Below are 15,199 nucleotides of genomic sequence, written 5' to 3' on the forward strand. Positions count from 1 at the left end.
CAGCAATGTGTTCAGCTGACAGATACGAATCGGTCGAGGACTTCTCCTGGATTCATTCCAACCTTACTCCATTCCGGTTTTCAGGGTGTATCACCTTGAAGGAATCTCTTGCTAAATGAGAGATGAAGTTGTATAATGTAACCTGTTGATTTTAGTTCCAATTAGATCTCACTGTTCCTCAGTAGCTCAATGGTAGAGCGCCCGGCTGTTAACCGGTAGGTTGCAGGTTCGAGTCCTGCCTGAGGAGCCATTATGCTCCCATAGCTCAGTCGGTAGTAGCGCTTCCATGGTAAGGAAGAGGTCACCAGTTCGAGTCTGGTTGGGAGCTCCAGAACGGCCCGTTGGTGAAGCGGTCAACACACCAGCCTTTCACGCTGGCATTCAGGGGTTCGAATCCCCTACGGGTCACCATTTTCGGACGATTAGCTCAGTTGGGAGAGCACCTGCCTTACAAGCAGGGGGTCGGCGGTTCGAGCCCGTCATCGTCCACCATATTTTTATCCCTTGGAGGGATAGCGAAGTGGCCAAACGCAGCAGACTGTAAATCTGCCGGCTCTGCCTTCGTAGGTTCGAATCCTACTCCCTCCACCATATCATATTGGGGCGTAGCCAAGCGGTAAGGCAACGGACTTTGACTCCGTCATGCGAAGGTTCGATCCCTTCCGCCCCAGCCATTATGAGCCATTAGCTCAGTTGGTAGAGCACCTGACTTTTAATCAGGGTGTCGCAGGTTCGAATCCTGCATGGCTCACCATTTCTCTTGCGGAAGTGGCTCAGCGGTAGAGCATCGCCTTGCCAAGGCGAGGGTCGCGGGTTCGACTCCCGTCTTCCGCTCCAAAAAAGAAAAGCGCAGTAAAAAGAAGCCCTAGGTTGTTTGTAACCTGGGGCTTCTTTTTTTGTGTCTGTTTTTCTGTATGTTTAATTCATGGAGTTAGAATTCGGTGTTGTGGCTACGTCCGATTGGGAGGAAGGCCGCTGGAAAAAGGTCGTTAGCTCCACGTCTTCAGCTCATATGCAAACCCTTGAATGTAAAAATTTTTGGGTGAACACAGTAAGGGCTTTTTAGCGGGGATCTGCTCTATGGTGAATTACTCTAGATGCAAAAAACGCCCATATATATGCATTTTATGCTTTTATACTCCTTCATACTCGCTTTTTTAAATATAAAAGAATAGAGGGGTATATACACGTTATAAAGCCATGATATGCCCTTTTTATGTGGTAACATAGAAGTGAAATCATTATACAATGATCCATTTTCTTTGTGAATTTCGAGGAGGGTTAATAGATGGAGAAGGATAATCAACGTCAAGGGATTACGATTATTGGTGTACCGATGGATTTAGGTGCAGATCGAAGAGGTGTAGATATGGGGCCGAGCGCGATTCGCTACGCTTCTGTTCAGGAGAAGTTAACCCTCCTCGGATTTGATGTAAAGGATCTTGGTAATCTACAAGTACCTACTCCTGAATCCTATGATGTTGGAGAAACCCATTTGAAGTACCTTCGTGAAATAACATCCGTGAATGAAGAACTAGCTGAAACTTTAGATAAAGTAGTGCTAGAAGGATGTTTTCCCTTAGTGTTGGGTGGAGACCATAGTATTGCAATTGGAACGATTGCAGGTGTAGCAAAACGGCGAAAGCGTATGGGCTTGGTTTGGTTTGATGCCCATGGTGATTTAAATACAGCGGAAACCTCCCCAACCGGTAATATTCATGGGATGCCCCTTGCGGTTAGCCTTGGAATTGGTCACCCTGACCTTGTCAACCTAGCTGGTTTTACTCCGAAGGTGCAACCTGAGAACATCGTAGTAATTGGCGCTCGTTCACTCGACGAGGGAGAACGCCATTTGATTAGAGAAAAGGGTATTCGTGTATTTACCATGCATGATATTGATCGGCTGGGGATGGGCCGTGTCATCGAAGAGTCAATTGACATCGTATCGAAGGATACAGATAGTGTCCATCTCAGTTTGGACTTAGATGGGATGGATCCTAAGGATGCACCGGGTGTAGGGACACCCGTTCCAGGTGGTATCAGCTATCGTGAGAGTCACTTGGCCATGGAAATGTTGTCCGATGCAGGCGTTCTTACCTCTGCCGAGTTTGTGGAGGTCAATCCGATTCTTGATCGGAAGAACTGTACTGCACAGGCTGCTGTCGCCTTAATAGGCTCTGTGTTTGGTGAAAAAATCCTTTGATTTTGCTGCCGCCTCAATTGTAGGCGGCTTTTTTATTGTGGCTGGAACTATCTTCTTATACGTACATTCGAGGGTAAATTCTGTTACAATAGGGGACAATGCATTTTAAATTTAAAATGAAAATCTGTATAGAGTGAGGTGATGACTCGATGAGTAGTGGTGTACATGAGCTAGATCAACAAGAAAAGGATCAGCCTCTACGAAAGGATGTTCGCTACCTAGGCAATATCTTGGGAGAAGTACTGGTAATGCAGGGCGGTCAAGAACTTCTTGACCGAGTCGAAAAAATTCGAGAGATGACCAAAGAATTGCGTACCTCGGATCTTCCTGAGTTATTGGAACAATGTAAAGAGGAAATCAAGCAGCTTTCTCCACAGATGCGTCGAGATGTCATCCGTGCCTTTGCAACGTACTTCCAATTGGTAAACATCGCGGAACAAAACCATCGTATTCGCCGTCATCGAGCCTATCAGCGGGATCAAGATGCGCAACGCTATTCGATTGAAGGAGCGGTTCGTTCTCTGAAGGAGTCAGGAATGGACGCTGAGGGAGTCGCTCAAATATTAGAGCAACTTTCTCTAGAGTTGGTTATGACAGCTCATCCCACGGAAGCGGTAAGGGGGACTATCCTCGATATTCATCATCGAATTTCCCAAGGGGTCGCTCGTATGGACGATCCTTTGTTATCAGAGAAGGAATATGAAAGTCTACGGGATGAACTAAAGGGTGATGTGCTCACACTCTGGCAAAGTGATGAGCTACGTCAACGGAAGCCCACGGTGATGGATGAAGTTCGTAATGGACTTTATTATCTAGATGAAACCCTATTTGATGTACTGCCTCAGGTTCATCGAGAGCTAGAACATAGTCTTAAGCGTCATTATCCAAAACGGGATTGGCGTGTGCCATGCTATCTAACGTTTGGCTCATGGATAGGCGGAGATCGGGATGGTAACCCTTGGGTTACACCAGAGGTAACATGGAACACTCTTGAATTACAAAGGGATTCAGTGATCCGCAAATATGAAGCAAGTCTTCAGCGATTAGTGAAGAAATTAAGCCATTCTACTCGTGTGGTGCAATTTCCATCTACATTGCTACAATCCCTTAAGAAAGACGGGGAAGAAGTCGTCATAAGCGATATGGGTGAAGGGGAATGGCGTAATGAAGATGAGCTTTATCGTTGCAAATGCACCTATATGTTGGCTCGGTTAAATCATACCCGATTGGGAGCAGAAAAGCAGGGTTACTATGAGAGTGCTGATGAGCTATTAAAAGACTTACAACTGATCGATCAGTCGCTACGGGGGCACAATGCGCATGCGATTGCTGATGGAGATCTAGCGACCTTGATTCGTCAAGTGGAGTTGTTTGGCTTTCATTTGTTGACCTTAGATATTCGTCAGGATAGTGGAGAGCATGAGAGCGCGCTGACGGAGATTCTTTCTTCTCAAGGCATTGTAGAAGATTATGCCGGATTATCCGAGGAAGAGAAAGTCGCTTTATTAACAGAACTATTGCAGGATCCTCGTCCAATTACCTCTAGTTTTATGGACTTTTCTGATGATACTCGGCAGTGTATAGACTTGTTTGCCTTAATTGTCCGCGCAAAAAAAGAATTTGGGGAAGATGCCATCCGCAATTATCTTATCAGTATGACCCAAGGCACGAGTGATTTACTTGAGGTGGTACTCTTTGCAAAAGAGGTAGGATTATGGCGTCAACAGAAAGGAACACCCGTTTCCAGGCTTCACGTAGCCCCGTTATTAGAGACGATCGATGATCTTCATCGTTCCGTAGAGATCATGGAGGCCTACTATCTTCACCCTGCGTATGTCCCTGGAGTCATGAAAGATAAACCATATCAAGAGATTATGCTCGGGTATTCTGATAGTAATAAAGATGGTGGGATGTTAACGGCAAACTGGGAGCTTTATCGGGCTCAAGAAGAACTATATGCCTTATCGAAACGAAACGGACTTGATGTTCGTTTCTTCCATGGTCGAGGTGGAGCTTTGGGACGAGGGGGTGGGCCACTTAACCAGAGCATCCAAGCTCAACCACCAGCGACCTTAGGAGGTGGCGTTAAGATTACGGAGCAAGGGGAAGTGCTTTCCTCGCGCTATGCCCTAAAGCCCATCGCTTTCCGTAGTTTGGAACAGGCCACCTCTGCGTTACTAATTTCCCATGCCACTTCCCGCAGAGGGGAAGAGGGAGCACCTCAGGCGAAGTGGATCGAGACAATGGTCGAAATTTCAGCCAATGCGTTAACGAAGTACCAGAACCTTGTCTTTGATGATCCACGTTTCCTGGATTATTTTAACGAATCTACCCCATTACCAGAGATCGGAGAACTGAAAATCGGTTCACGACCGACTCGAAGAAAAAACAGCCGCGCCTTTGAAAACCTACGTGCCATTCCCTGGGTCTTCTCCTGGACCCAGAGTCGTAATCTGTTTCCTGCATGGTTTGCTGCAGGTACAGGCCTGTCTCACATTGCTTCCCAACCCGGCGGAGTGGATCGCCTACGGGAGATGTATCAATCCTGGATCTACTTTCGGTCTCTAATTGATAATCTGCAAATGGCTTTGGCGAAGGCGGATCTGGTCATTGCCCGAGAGTACTCCACTTTGACGAAGGATTCGGCGGTACGCGATGATATTTATCGTCAAATGGAGGAGGAATATGGAAAAACAAAGGAAATTGTGTTAGCCATCACAGGCCAAACGGAGATTTTGGATCATATTCCAGTGATCCAAGAGTCGATCCGACTGAGAAACCCCTATGTAGATCCACTTAGCTTCATTCAAGTATATCTTTTAGGATTGTCACGTAATGCGGAGAATCCGGCGATGCGTGAAGATGAGCTAGAACAAGTGTTATTAACGATTAATGGCATTGCAGCAGGCCTTCGTAATACCGGATGATCCTCTGTTAAACAAGAGTTTCTTGCCATTTGTGGCAGGAAACTCTTTTTGTGTGCGGATATATGAGCTGGTGATCTAGTACCTTTAACCTATTTTATCTAGGCAGAATAACCTATATTGAGGTTAGTAACGGTATTGTTGAGAATAATTGTAGAAAATGGTTGAACCATAAGATAAGATGGTAAAGAAATGAAATCATCTGAAATAAAGATCAGAGAGACGTTTTTTTTACGACTGTCTCAGGGGACCGCGAGGCGACAAACATTGAAGGAAGTAAAGAAGAGTGTTCTGATTCAACGTGCCCAATCGGGTGACGATCAAGCCTTTGTTGAGTTGATCGAACTCTACCGTAGTCGATTGTTTTTGTTGGCACGAAGAAAATTAAAACAAGCGGAAGAGGCGGAGGATGTAGTACAAGAAGTAATCCTTCGTGTGTATCTTCATTTAAAAAAATTTCAAGATTCCCAGCACTTTTCTGCTTGGATCTACCGTATTACTGTTAATTTATGTATTGACAGTATGCGCAAGAAAAAAGCAGATGTACATTTAGACGACCCTGGAAAGGGAGAGTCGAAAAAGGATATGTACAACTATATTTTATCCATCGACCCCACGCCAGAGGAGCTCCTTTTGATAAGAGAAAGGGAAAGAGAGATTAGTCGTGCTTTAGATGGACTTCCTCCACGATATCGTGCAGTGATGATCTTGCGCTATATGGGGGAACTTCCTCTAGCAGATATTGGAAAAATACTACATTTGCCCGTGACGACGGTTAAAACACGGGTGTATCGAGGGAGAAAAGCATTACGAAATGAACTTGTCGCGTCTCTCTAATGCTTGAATAAAATAGGCCCGAGTATGGATTACGGTGGGTTTCCTCTTTGTGACCATTTCTTTTTGACTTGAGTTGTCGCATAATGGATTAAAGAGGGAGGAATTTGGTGATGCCGACCGGAAGCATACTAACGAAAGGAACTGACTGTGGAGGGGCCTCATGCAAGCATTGGACGGTTTGACTCGATACGTAAATGATATCGTTGATATTTTGATTGTTTCTTACGTCATCTATAAATTGCTGATGCTGCTTAGAGGCACTCGAGCAGTTCAGTTACTAAAGGGGATCTCGATCGTCATCGTAGCATGGATGGTGTCGAGCTTTTTCCAGTTATCTACCTTGCAATGGCTGATGGAGAATCTCTTTTCTGTTGGCGTGATTACGATTATCATTATTTTTCAACCGGAGTTGCGTCGAGCATTGGAGCAATTGGGCCGAGGACGTCTCTTTAGCCGTGGAAGTCAGGTTGAAGATCAGGTGGTCACTAAGATGGTTAGTGATCTGATTAAGGCTGTGGCCCATCTGTCAAAGCGCCAAATTGGTGCCTTGATCGTTCTCGAACGTAAGACCGGTCTATCCGATTATATTGAGACAGGTATCTCTGTGGAAGCCAAGTTGGGCTCAGAACTGATGGTTAATATCTTTTTGCCCAACACTCCCTTGCATGATGGGGCTGTGATCATCCGAGGCGAGCAAATTATGGCAGCAGGATGCTATCTCCCATTATCAGAGAATCCATTTATCAGTAAAGAATTAGGTACGCGTCATCGAGCAGGGATGGGAATGAGTGAAGTATCGGATGCCTTGTCTATTATTGTTTCTGAAGAGACAGGCCAAATTTCCCTGGCGATTCATGGCGAGTTGGAACGAGGATTATCCGAGGAGAAGTTAATCTCCCGATTATATGAAGAATTAAAACCCCCAGAACGAAATGCTTCATTCTGGAGCCGAAGGGGGGATCGTGATGGATAAATGGTTACAAAACACCAATGTGATTAAGTTAATAGCTTTAGCACTTGCGATCATGTTGTGGATGTCTGTCAACGATGCCTCCTTTAGCAACCTAAAGGAAGAAAAAGATCGTTCAATCATTAATAACGTCACATTACAGGCCCTGTATAATAAGGATCGATTTGAAGTTACGCAGATGCCAAAGACAGTCAACCTAGTGCTTCAAGGGGATACGGATACCTTGAAAATGACTAATCCCGGTCAATATAAGGCGTATGTGGATCTACGGAAAATGGGGCCAGGTCAACATTTTGCAAATGTGAAAGTAGAAGGTTTTCAGGGGCTTGATGCGAAGGCTCAACCTAATAAAGTGAAAGTGGTTTTGGAAGAGAAGCAACAAAAAGAGATGTCGGTACAGGTGGATGTAATCGGTAAACCAAGTGGCCAATATAAAGTAGGAACCCCTGTGGTTAAACCTTCCAAAGTATTGGTTCGTGGATCGAAATCCGCATTAAACCGGGTCACAGCGGTGAAAGCAGTGATCAATGCCGATGGTGCCCAGGAAACCATTTCTCGCTCAGCCTCGTTACAAGTATACGGGAAAAATGGAGAGATCGATGGTTTGAAGGTAAACCCGCGGGTAGTTGATGTGAAATTGCCGATTGCTGGTCCCAATGCGGTTGTACCATTGAAGGTCGAGATCGGCAAAGATCCGCCAGATGGGTATGCTGTGAAAAGTATGACAGTAGGAACAAAGCAAGTAACCGTATATGGGCCGAAGAGTTATGTAGAGGGATTGGAAGTGTATCCAGGTCCTAAGCCGGATTTATCCAAGGCCAAGAGTGATCGCACCTTTGAATTGCCGATTCCCCTTTCAGGTGATGCGGTGAAGGTAGCACCCGAAGTGACAGATATTACCGTCCAAATCGTGAAGGGCAAGACCAAGAAAATAAAAGGTGTTCCGATAAGCATGAGCGGGAAGGAGTCAGGGATGGCGAAATTGGAAGGGGATATCGATCAGATGGACTTCGAATTACTTGGAGCACCTTCTTTACTAAAGAAAGTAGAGAAGGCTGATGTGGAGGCCTCCATCGATCTTTCCAATTTATCAGCAGGGGAGCATCGTGTACCTGTACAAGTGAACCTGCCTCTTTATGTTCGACTTAATGGGGATGAGAAACCCTCTGTGAAGGTGCGCATCGAGAGATAGATTGATGGGTTGCAAGGAGGAGAACTATGGGCAAATATTTTGGAACGGATGGGGTTCGAGGCGTGGCGAATCGCGAATTAACCCCAGAGCTTGCATATCAATTAGGCCGTATTGGTGCCTATGTATTGACAAAACATATTGAGCCGACACCTGGGAAAAGACCGAGTGTGCTAGTTGGTAGAGATACTCGATTATCAGGAGAGATGCTTGAATCGGCTTTAATCGCAGGGATGCTTTCTATTGGAGTGGATGTGGCTCGACTCGGTGTTGTTTCTACCCCGGGAGTGGCATATTTGACACAGGAAGGGTCTGCTAGTGCTGGAGTGATAATTTCAGCCTCTCATAATCCCTTTGAGGATAATGGAATTAAATTTTTTGGCGCAGATGGTTTTAAGCTGTCCGATGAGATGGAGGAGGAGATTGAATCTCTTCTTGAGCAGGAAGACCAACTGCCTCGTCCAGTAGGAGCAGATATTGGCCGGGTTGAGAATCGACCAAAAGCATATCAAACATATCTTGATCACCTACGTGAAGCGATACAGACAGACTTGTGTGGTATGGATATTGTCGTAGACTGCTCCAATGGAGCCGCTTCAAAATTGGCCCCTATCCTACTTAGAGATCTAGGAGCGGATGTGACTGCACTTCACGCGGACCCTGATGGATTAAATATTAATGTAGATTCTGGTTCTACCCATCCTGAGCGTTTGCAGCAGGAAGTGATACAAAGGCAAGCTCATCTTGGTCTCGCCTTTGATGGCGATGCGGATCGATTAATCGCTGTAGATGAGCTAGGTGAGATCGTGGATGGCGATCAGATTCTGTACATCTGTGGAAGCTTTATGCGCGAGATGGATGAACTAAAAGGGGATACGATCGTCACTACGGTGATGAGTAATATTGGTTTCTTTAAAGCGACAGAAGCATTGGGGATTCAGAGTGAGAAGACCAAGGTTGGCGACCGTTATGTGATGGAAGCGATGCGCAAAGGTGGCTTCAACCTTGGGGGAGAACAGTCTGGCCATATTATTTTCCTCGATCATAATACGACAGGAGATGGCATGCTGACGGCCTTACAGCTTTGTCGTGTGGTGAAAGAGAAAGGGACTACTTTACATCTATTGGCTGAAGAAATGCAAAAGTATCCACAAGTTCTTGTGAATGTACCTGTGAAGGAGAAGAATGGTTGGGAGAAGAACTCTGCTATTCAGGGGAAAATTGGTGAAGTGGAGCATGCTCTTGGTACAGATGGTCGTGTACTCGTACGACCATCTGGAACCGAACCATTGATTCGCGTGATGGCAGAAGGCCCGGATGCCAATCAGTTGGATGAATTCGTGAATGGCATCGCGGATGTTATCCGAGTGGAATTGGCATAAGATAATCATATCAAATGGGAGAGGGGGCGGAGGTAAGTCCGCACCCTTCATTCATTTTTTGACAGTGTAATATTCTTTACAAAGCTGAAATATTTGCATAAGATAGGGATATGTTTCTAAGGAGGTGAAGGCAAGAAAAAGAGAGGAATTCAATCGTATCATGTTGTGAAGCGCCAGGACTGCAAAGGCAGTTGACGAGGTGGAGGGAAATCGATCCTTCGGCGGATACCTCCCGGCTTTAGCATCGAAGCCGTGGGGCCAATGCACAAATGGGTGGGGTGACCTATCTGACAAAGGCATTGGCACGATGCTATTTGAATGACACAGAAAATGCGTAGATGATAACCGGTAGCGACCCGATTAATCAGACAAAAAGAGGGGGGCGTAGCCGATGAAGTTTTTTTGTTATTGGGGAGCGCTCCCCAATGAATCAGGGGGTTTGTGAAATATATGTGTGGAATCGTTGGCTATATTGGGCCGAAAAACGCTCAAAATATACTAGTTGAAGGTCTTCGGAAATTGGAATACCGTGGATATGATTCTGCGGGGATCGCAGTGATCCAACAAGGTAAGCTAGCTGTAGAAAGGACGAAGGGGCCCCTTGCTGCTTTAGAAGAAAAGCTAGTGACTCATCCCCTTACAGGGATGATTGGCATGGGTCATACCCGGTGGGCAACCCATGGGAAGCCTTCGGATGAAAATTCCCATCCCCATATGGATGCGGAGCATCAGTTTGCGGTAGTTCATAACGGGATCATTGAAAACTATATTGAATTGAAAGAGGAATTGCTAGCAAAGGGCTATTCCTTCACATCGGAAACAGACACAGAGGTGATCGCCCAACTCTTAAAGGATATGTACGATGGGGATCTCGTCTCTACCGTCCGCAAAGTGATTCAGCGGTTAGAAGGAGCCTATGCCCTCGCTATCACTAGTGAGCGTGAGCCAGATAAACTGGTAGCAGTTCGCCTAGCGAGTCCGTTGATTATCGGACTAGGTAAGGAGGAAAACTTTATCGCCTCGGACATCCCTGCAATACTCGAGCATACTCGGGACGTTTATGTATTAGAGGATGGAGAGATGGCGATTTTAACTCCAGATACAGTGGAGCTGTCTACTCTTGATGGGAAAACCATACAAAAAGAGATCCTTCATGTCACATGGGATGCTGTAACAGCTGAAAAAGGCGGTTATGAGCACTTTATGTTGAAGGAAATCCATGAACAACCAAAGGCTATCCGGGATACTCTGGCTGGTCGAATCAAAGAAGGATTGATCGATCTTACCCAGGATCTGTCTTTCACAGAAGCAGACTTGAAAAAATTTGATCGGGTCCACTTTATCGCCTGTGGAACGGCTTATCATGCAGGATTGATCGGTAAATCCGTTATTGAACGGTTGGTTCGGATTCCTGTAGAGGTAGATGTCGCATCCGAGTACCGCTATCGAGATCCGATTATCACCCCGTCCACTCTGGTTGTCGTAGTAAGCCAGTCCGGCGAGACTGCGGACACTTTAGCCGCACTGCGGGCAGCAAAAAAAGCAGGAGCAAAAACCCTTGGTATCACCAATGTCGTCGGAAGCTCTGTCTCACGGGAAGCGGATGAGGTACTGATGACTTGGGCCGGTCCTGAGATTGCTGTCGCATCTACAAAGGCGTATACCTCCCAGCTGGTTGCCATTTACCTTTTGGGTCTCTATATGGCGCGTATACTGGGTACTCGGACAGAAGAAGTTTTGAAAAAATCTACCGAGGCGCTCATTCAGTTGTCCGAACAAGTTGAAGGCCAATTGATTGAAGCGAAGACGGATGCTATTCAGTCTTTAGCGAAGGAGATTGCGAAACACGAGGATCTCTTCTTCATCGGGCGTGGCCTCGATTACGCAGTCGTTATGGAGGGCTCCTTGAAACTGAAGGAAATCTCGTATATTCACTCGGAAGCCTATGCAGCAGGGGAACTAAAGCATGGTACCCTGGCCTTGATCGAAGAAGGGATTCCAGTGATCGCCCTAGCTACCCAGCATGCTGTCATTGAAAAAACCATCTCCAACATCATTGAGGTAAAAGCCCGTGGTGCCCACGTCCTCGGCTTTGGCCTCGAAGGAGATAGAGAACTGAAGAAATCCGTGGATCGTGTTATTACGATTCCAGATACTCTTCCGTTGTTTACACCGATTCTATCTGTGATCCCGCTTCAGCTCCTCGCCTACTACACATCAGTGGCGCGTGGGATTAACGTAGATAAACCACGTAACCTTGCGAAGAGTGTAACGGTGGAGTAACGGATAGAAGTAGCAGGTACCTGTTGTTGAGTGACAATAAAGTTGTTTTATTGAACAATGAAGTTTTTTACTAAGGCTGTTATTATGAGATAATCATGATAACAGCCTTTTTCAATATAATGAGGGATTTATATGCAAGACCAAACAGGATTTCTACTAGATAAATTGAGTTTAGAAGATATTCCGAAACTAATTGATCTTTCATCCTCAGTTGGTTGGGATTATGATAAGCAAGTAATCAACACGATTATGTCGGTAGGTCATGTATATGGACATAGAACGAAGCAAGGAGATATTATTTCCAGTGCAGCAATAATTCCTTATGATAATCAAGTAGCTTCTATTGGGATGGTGATTGTTAATGAAAAATACAGAGGGTATGGATTAGGCCAAGAAATTACTCAACATTGTGTTAATTCAGTTTCTAAGGAGGTGACAATTATGCTTATTGCCACAAAGGAGGGAGAGTCTCTTTATAAAAGATTAGGGTTCCAAACAGTTACTTGCGTTCATAAATTGTTAAGTGATAGCTATACACCTCATTCACCTGTACATGAAAGTTTAGATTACTGTATTCTTCCGTTAGATGATAGCCACTTTAACGAAGTTCTGGCATTAGATCAATCTGCCGTTGGAGTAAATAGAGGACTTTTTCTAAAAACAAGAATTCGGCAAGCCAAACAAGGGCTAGTTGTCAGAGGGAAGAATGGAATTTTATTAGGATATGGCTTAGGAATTGAAGGGCCAGTTAATATGATACTGGGTCCAATTGTAGCAATCAATAAGGATGTAGCATCGTACATCATTCATAACCTTGCAAAAGGATATCAAGGAAAAATTAGAATTGATGTACCTGATAAACAACATTCTTTTTTAAAATACCTAGAGCAATGCGGATTCAAAAAAGTAAGTCGACCTCCTGTAATGATTAAAAACTCAAACCAATTACCTGAAAGAAAAAATTTACTTTATGGCATTGCTGCCCAGATTTTTGGTTAGGGAAGTTATTAACCGCCCCGCAGGGGTTACATATAAAAGGGTGAAAGGAAGAATCAATTTGATCAACGAAGTGCAAATCACAGAGGTTACATCAATTGACGAGGCACTGATGGAAGAATTGATGGAGTTGCTAATTGATGTTGTTGACGAAGGGGCTTCAGTGGGCTTTTTACCGCCTTTGAGTAGGGAAGAGGCGAGAAAACACTGGGAAAGTGTATTAAAACCTGATGCTATTTTGTGGATTGCTAGATTAAATCATAAGGTATGCGGAGCGATTCAAATGCACCTAACCCTAAAGACGAATGGCGTTCATAGAGCTGAGGTGGCGAAGTTGATGGTTCATTCCCATCAACGCAGAAAGGGGATTGGAAGAGCTTTAATGACCGCCTTAGAAAGTCGGGCTAAGGTAGAGGAAAAAAGCCTTCTGGTATTGGATACCCGATCAGGGGATCCGTCCAACATATTATATAAGTCACTCGGATACGTTGAAGTCGGAATCATCCCTGATTACGCAAAATCGGCTGATGGTAATTTAGAAGAAACGGTATTATATTATAAAAAACTATAAATTATGTTGCTGCAGCAGTAAAACTACCAAGAGATTGGGGCGCATGTGAATTCTGTCATGCTCTCTGTGGGGTTCAAGGATGAACGTTTTGCTTTGTGGTTCAAAAGGATTTCTATACGGAAGTGAATCCCGTGTACGGAGATCACTTGTTGGTTTATAAATAATCCCCACCTAGCGAGAATAGGTGGGGATTATTTATAATTACACCGAAAATATTTTGATAATCAGTTAGCCAACGTTAACTTCGCCGTCAAAATTAATTGGACAATCCCCGCCCCCAAAGGTGAAACTCAACTGGTTAGTCAGAAGCATACCGCCTACGATTTGTGCAGCGTCCTCTGGCTTCATATCTGGAGTAGCATGATTGACATCTTGCGCAACCACCAAATACTTCCATCTACCCATGGGTTCATCGGTAGAAAAGTACCCGACGCCAGTATAGGTTCCGTCATTGGCCTCTTCATCCTTAGCAAGGCCATTGTCTTGCAAAACTATACTACGCCATTCCCCAGACGGTCCTACGAAAAAGCACTGTACGAAAAGCTGATTACCAACAAATAGATTGTTATTGGCGTTATAAAATTGTGCTTTAATAATAAATGGCTCGTCAGGATGAACCGTATTCGGTGCGTTAATGTCATAGCTGGACAGGATATGGATATTCGCATTAGTCTCCGTATCTTTATGCTCGTATATTCCTTCCGTGGTGTCGCGTTGATACTGCCAATCAGCCTTTACCTTAAATGCCTTGCCGGGCACAATTTCTTCTGGATAAGAGAAACTCAAATCTAGCGTTTCGGCTAACGTTAGTTCTGTTCCAGTGGCAGGTGCAGTGTGGTCCTGACCTTTACGGAAGGGATCACGGGCATCGCTCGCACCAGCTATAGTTGCAACAGTCGCAGCAGCTGCCACCAAGCCGGCAGCTATTTTACTGTCACCACCATTTTGGGCTGCTGGCGTACAGCACTCCCCTCCGCTATTACTAGGTAGATCATGTGTACCACCTCCACCTGCTGTAAGGTCACCTGAACCATCTACAGCTTCTGCTATTGCAGCCGCTACAAGCAGAACAAACGCTACGATAGCAAGAACAACTTTCCACCACGGATCTTGGAACGGTAGGTCTCCATATTGCCCCTTATAGGCTGGCGTCGGTTGAACCTGAGCTTTGATTTTCCCAATTAGTAATTGTCGTGCACATAATGAAAAGTGTGGATTATTTGTGACCCTAACACCTTTACATAGATAATTCAGCAGATTGTTAGACTGACAGTCGCAAGATTGAAGTTCTCCAACAACATTAAGAACATCAAGCAGGGGTTTCCGGTCACTGTAACAAGCGATATCTATTTTTTTATTTGAACATGTTATGTCTTGTGGACCAATCATTTCTTTAAAAGCCACATCGAATACTGCTTCTGGTGTGGTTACTGAAAACGAAAGGTTACTTGGATTAAAGTTCATCTTCGTCACAAAAATCTTTTTGATTATCCGCTGATGTCCGCTGGCTGTTACCACAATAAAGCTCACCATGTGTTTGCCGGGCGCCGCTGCACTAAAATCAGCTTCCCAGCTAAAGAGATGAGAAACTTCTGAATCAGCGTAAGCAATGTCATGGGTGTGTGCTGTTATCACAATACCTGGATCTGAAATGCTCTCAATATAAACTTGTACCTGATTAACTGCTATACCGCTGTTTATAAGATGAATGTTAATTATTTGTTTTCCCAGAGAAACTTCAAAAATTCCATCTGGCGTCATCAAGCCAGTGATTGGTTCTGAAGCAAATGGTCGATTAGGAATTGCAAATTGTAACATAGTAATCACTCCTTTCTCATCATCTC

Annotated in this window: 10 protein-coding genes and 8 tRNA genes; 17 read left to right on the plus strand and 1 reads right to left on the minus strand. The window is 44.8% G+C overall.

Translation table 11 applies throughout. The annotated features are described in order from the left end of the window. Positions 1-175 precede the first annotated feature (175 nt). From BLV90_RS12820 to BLV90_RS12900, 17 genes are all read left to right on the plus strand, one after another. Positions 176-250 (plus strand) — tRNA-Asn (locus BLV90_RS12820). A 4-nt stretch (positions 251-254) separates the two neighbouring features. After that, a tRNA-Thr gene (locus BLV90_RS12825) sits at positions 255-331 on the plus strand. 4 nt (positions 332-335) lie between these two features. Next, positions 336-411: transfer RNA gene (locus tag BLV90_RS12830), tRNA-Glu, on the plus strand. A gap of 5 nt (positions 412-416) precedes the next feature. Next, positions 417-492: transfer RNA gene (locus tag BLV90_RS12835), tRNA-Val, on the plus strand. 14 nt (positions 493-506) lie between these two features. After that, a tRNA-Tyr gene (locus BLV90_RS12840) sits at positions 507-591 on the plus strand. Between the two features lie 8 nt (positions 592-599). Next, positions 600-674: transfer RNA gene (locus BLV90_RS12845), tRNA-Gln, on the plus strand. Positions 675-678: 4 nt separating this feature from the next. Beyond that, positions 679-754: transfer RNA gene (locus tag BLV90_RS12850), tRNA-Lys, on the plus strand. A gap of 8 nt (positions 755-762) precedes the next feature. Next, a tRNA-Gly gene (locus BLV90_RS12855) sits at positions 763-837 on the plus strand. Positions 838-1,288: 451 nt separating this feature from the next. After that, positions 1,289-2,203, plus strand: coding sequence for an arginase (gene rocF / locus BLV90_RS12860; protein ID WP_091741765.1), 915 nt, complete (start codon positions 1,289-1,291; stop codon positions 2,201-2,203). A 149-nt stretch (positions 2,204-2,352) separates the two neighbouring features. Then, positions 2,353-5,130 carry a phosphoenolpyruvate carboxylase gene (gene ppc, locus BLV90_RS12865; RefSeq protein ID WP_091741768.1) on the plus strand — a complete coding sequence of 926 codons (2,778 nt, stop codon included), beginning with the start codon at positions 2,353-2,355 and terminating at the stop codon, positions 5,128-5,130. Positions 5,131-5,319: 189 nt separating this feature from the next. After that, positions 5,320-5,964, plus strand: coding sequence for a sigma-70 family RNA polymerase sigma factor (locus BLV90_RS12870; RefSeq protein WP_091741771.1), 645 nt, complete (start codon positions 5,320-5,322; stop codon positions 5,962-5,964). Positions 5,965-6,124: 160 nt separating this feature from the next. Further along, positions 6,125-6,937, plus strand: a complete 813-nt coding sequence (gene cdaA, locus BLV90_RS12875) for a diadenylate cyclase CdaA (protein WP_091741774.1) — start codon at positions 6,125-6,127, stop codon at positions 6,935-6,937. Beyond that, positions 6,930-8,126 carry a CdaR family protein gene (locus BLV90_RS12880; RefSeq protein WP_177168057.1) on the plus strand — a complete coding sequence of 399 codons (1,197 nt, stop codon included), beginning with the start codon at positions 6,930-6,932 and terminating at the stop codon, positions 8,124-8,126. The genes cdaA and BLV90_RS12880 overlap by 8 nt, the downstream gene beginning before the upstream one ends. Before the next feature lie 26 nt (positions 8,127-8,152). Further along, positions 8,153-9,505, plus strand: a complete 1,353-nt coding sequence (gene glmM, locus BLV90_RS12885) for a phosphoglucosamine mutase (protein WP_091741778.1) — start codon at positions 8,153-8,155, stop codon at positions 9,503-9,505. A gap of 450 nt (positions 9,506-9,955) precedes the next feature. After that, positions 9,956-11,788, plus strand: coding sequence for a glutamine--fructose-6-phosphate transaminase (isomerizing) (gene glmS / locus BLV90_RS12890; RefSeq protein ID WP_091741780.1), 1,833 nt, complete (start codon positions 9,956-9,958; stop codon positions 11,786-11,788). Positions 11,789-11,920: 132 nt separating this feature from the next. Then, positions 11,921-12,787 carry a GNAT family N-acetyltransferase gene (locus BLV90_RS12895; RefSeq protein WP_091741782.1) on the plus strand — a complete coding sequence of 289 codons (867 nt, stop codon included), beginning with the start codon at positions 11,921-11,923 and terminating at the stop codon, positions 12,785-12,787. A gap of 61 nt (positions 12,788-12,848) precedes the next feature. Further along, positions 12,849-13,355, plus strand: coding sequence for a GNAT family N-acetyltransferase (locus tag BLV90_RS12900; protein WP_091742030.1), 507 nt, complete (start codon positions 12,849-12,851; stop codon positions 13,353-13,355). Positions 13,356-13,583: 228 nt separating this feature from the next. Here the strand turns inward: BLV90_RS12900 and BLV90_RS12905 are convergent, their stop codons facing one another. Beyond that, complete coding sequence (locus tag BLV90_RS12905; protein WP_091741784.1) at positions 13,584-15,173, minus strand: hypothetical protein; 1,590 nt, start codon at positions 15,171-15,173, stop codon at positions 13,584-13,586. Positions 15,174-15,199 lie beyond the last annotated feature (26 nt).

Origin of the sequence: Marininema mesophilum (genome assembly GCF_900106775.1) — a bacterium.
GTDB classification, from domain to species: Bacteria; Bacillota; Bacilli; order Thermoactinomycetales; family DSM-45169; genus Marininema; species Marininema mesophilum.

Excerpts from the sequence above, each read along its gene's own strand:
- rocF (WP_091741765.1), top strand. The coding sequence starts at position 1,289 with ATGGAGAAGGATAATCAACGTCAAGGGATTACGATTATTGGTGTACCG.
- ppc (WP_091741768.1), top strand. The coding sequence starts at position 2,353 with ATGAGTAGTGGTGTACATGAGCTAGATCAACAAGAAAAGGATCAGCCT.
- BLV90_RS12870 (WP_091741771.1), top strand. The coding sequence starts at position 5,320 with ATGAAATCATCTGAAATAAAGATCAGAGAGACGTTTTTTTTACGACTG.
- cdaA (WP_091741774.1), top strand. The coding sequence starts at position 6,125 with ATGCAAGCATTGGACGGTTTGACTCGATACGTAAATGATATCGTTGAT.
- BLV90_RS12880 (WP_177168057.1), top strand. The coding sequence starts at position 6,930 with ATGGATAAATGGTTACAAAACACCAATGTGATTAAGTTAATAGCTTTA.
- glmM (WP_091741778.1), top strand. The coding sequence starts at position 8,153 with ATGGGCAAATATTTTGGAACGGATGGGGTTCGAGGCGTGGCGAATCGC.
- glmS (WP_091741780.1), top strand. The coding sequence starts at position 9,956 with ATGTGTGGAATCGTTGGCTATATTGGGCCGAAAAACGCTCAAAATATA.
- BLV90_RS12895 (WP_091741782.1), top strand. The coding sequence starts at position 11,921 with ATGCAAGACCAAACAGGATTTCTACTAGATAAATTGAGTTTAGAAGAT.
- BLV90_RS12905 (WP_091741784.1), bottom strand. The coding sequence starts at position 15,173 with ATGTTACAATTTGCAATTCCTAATCGACCATTTGCTTCAGAACCAATC.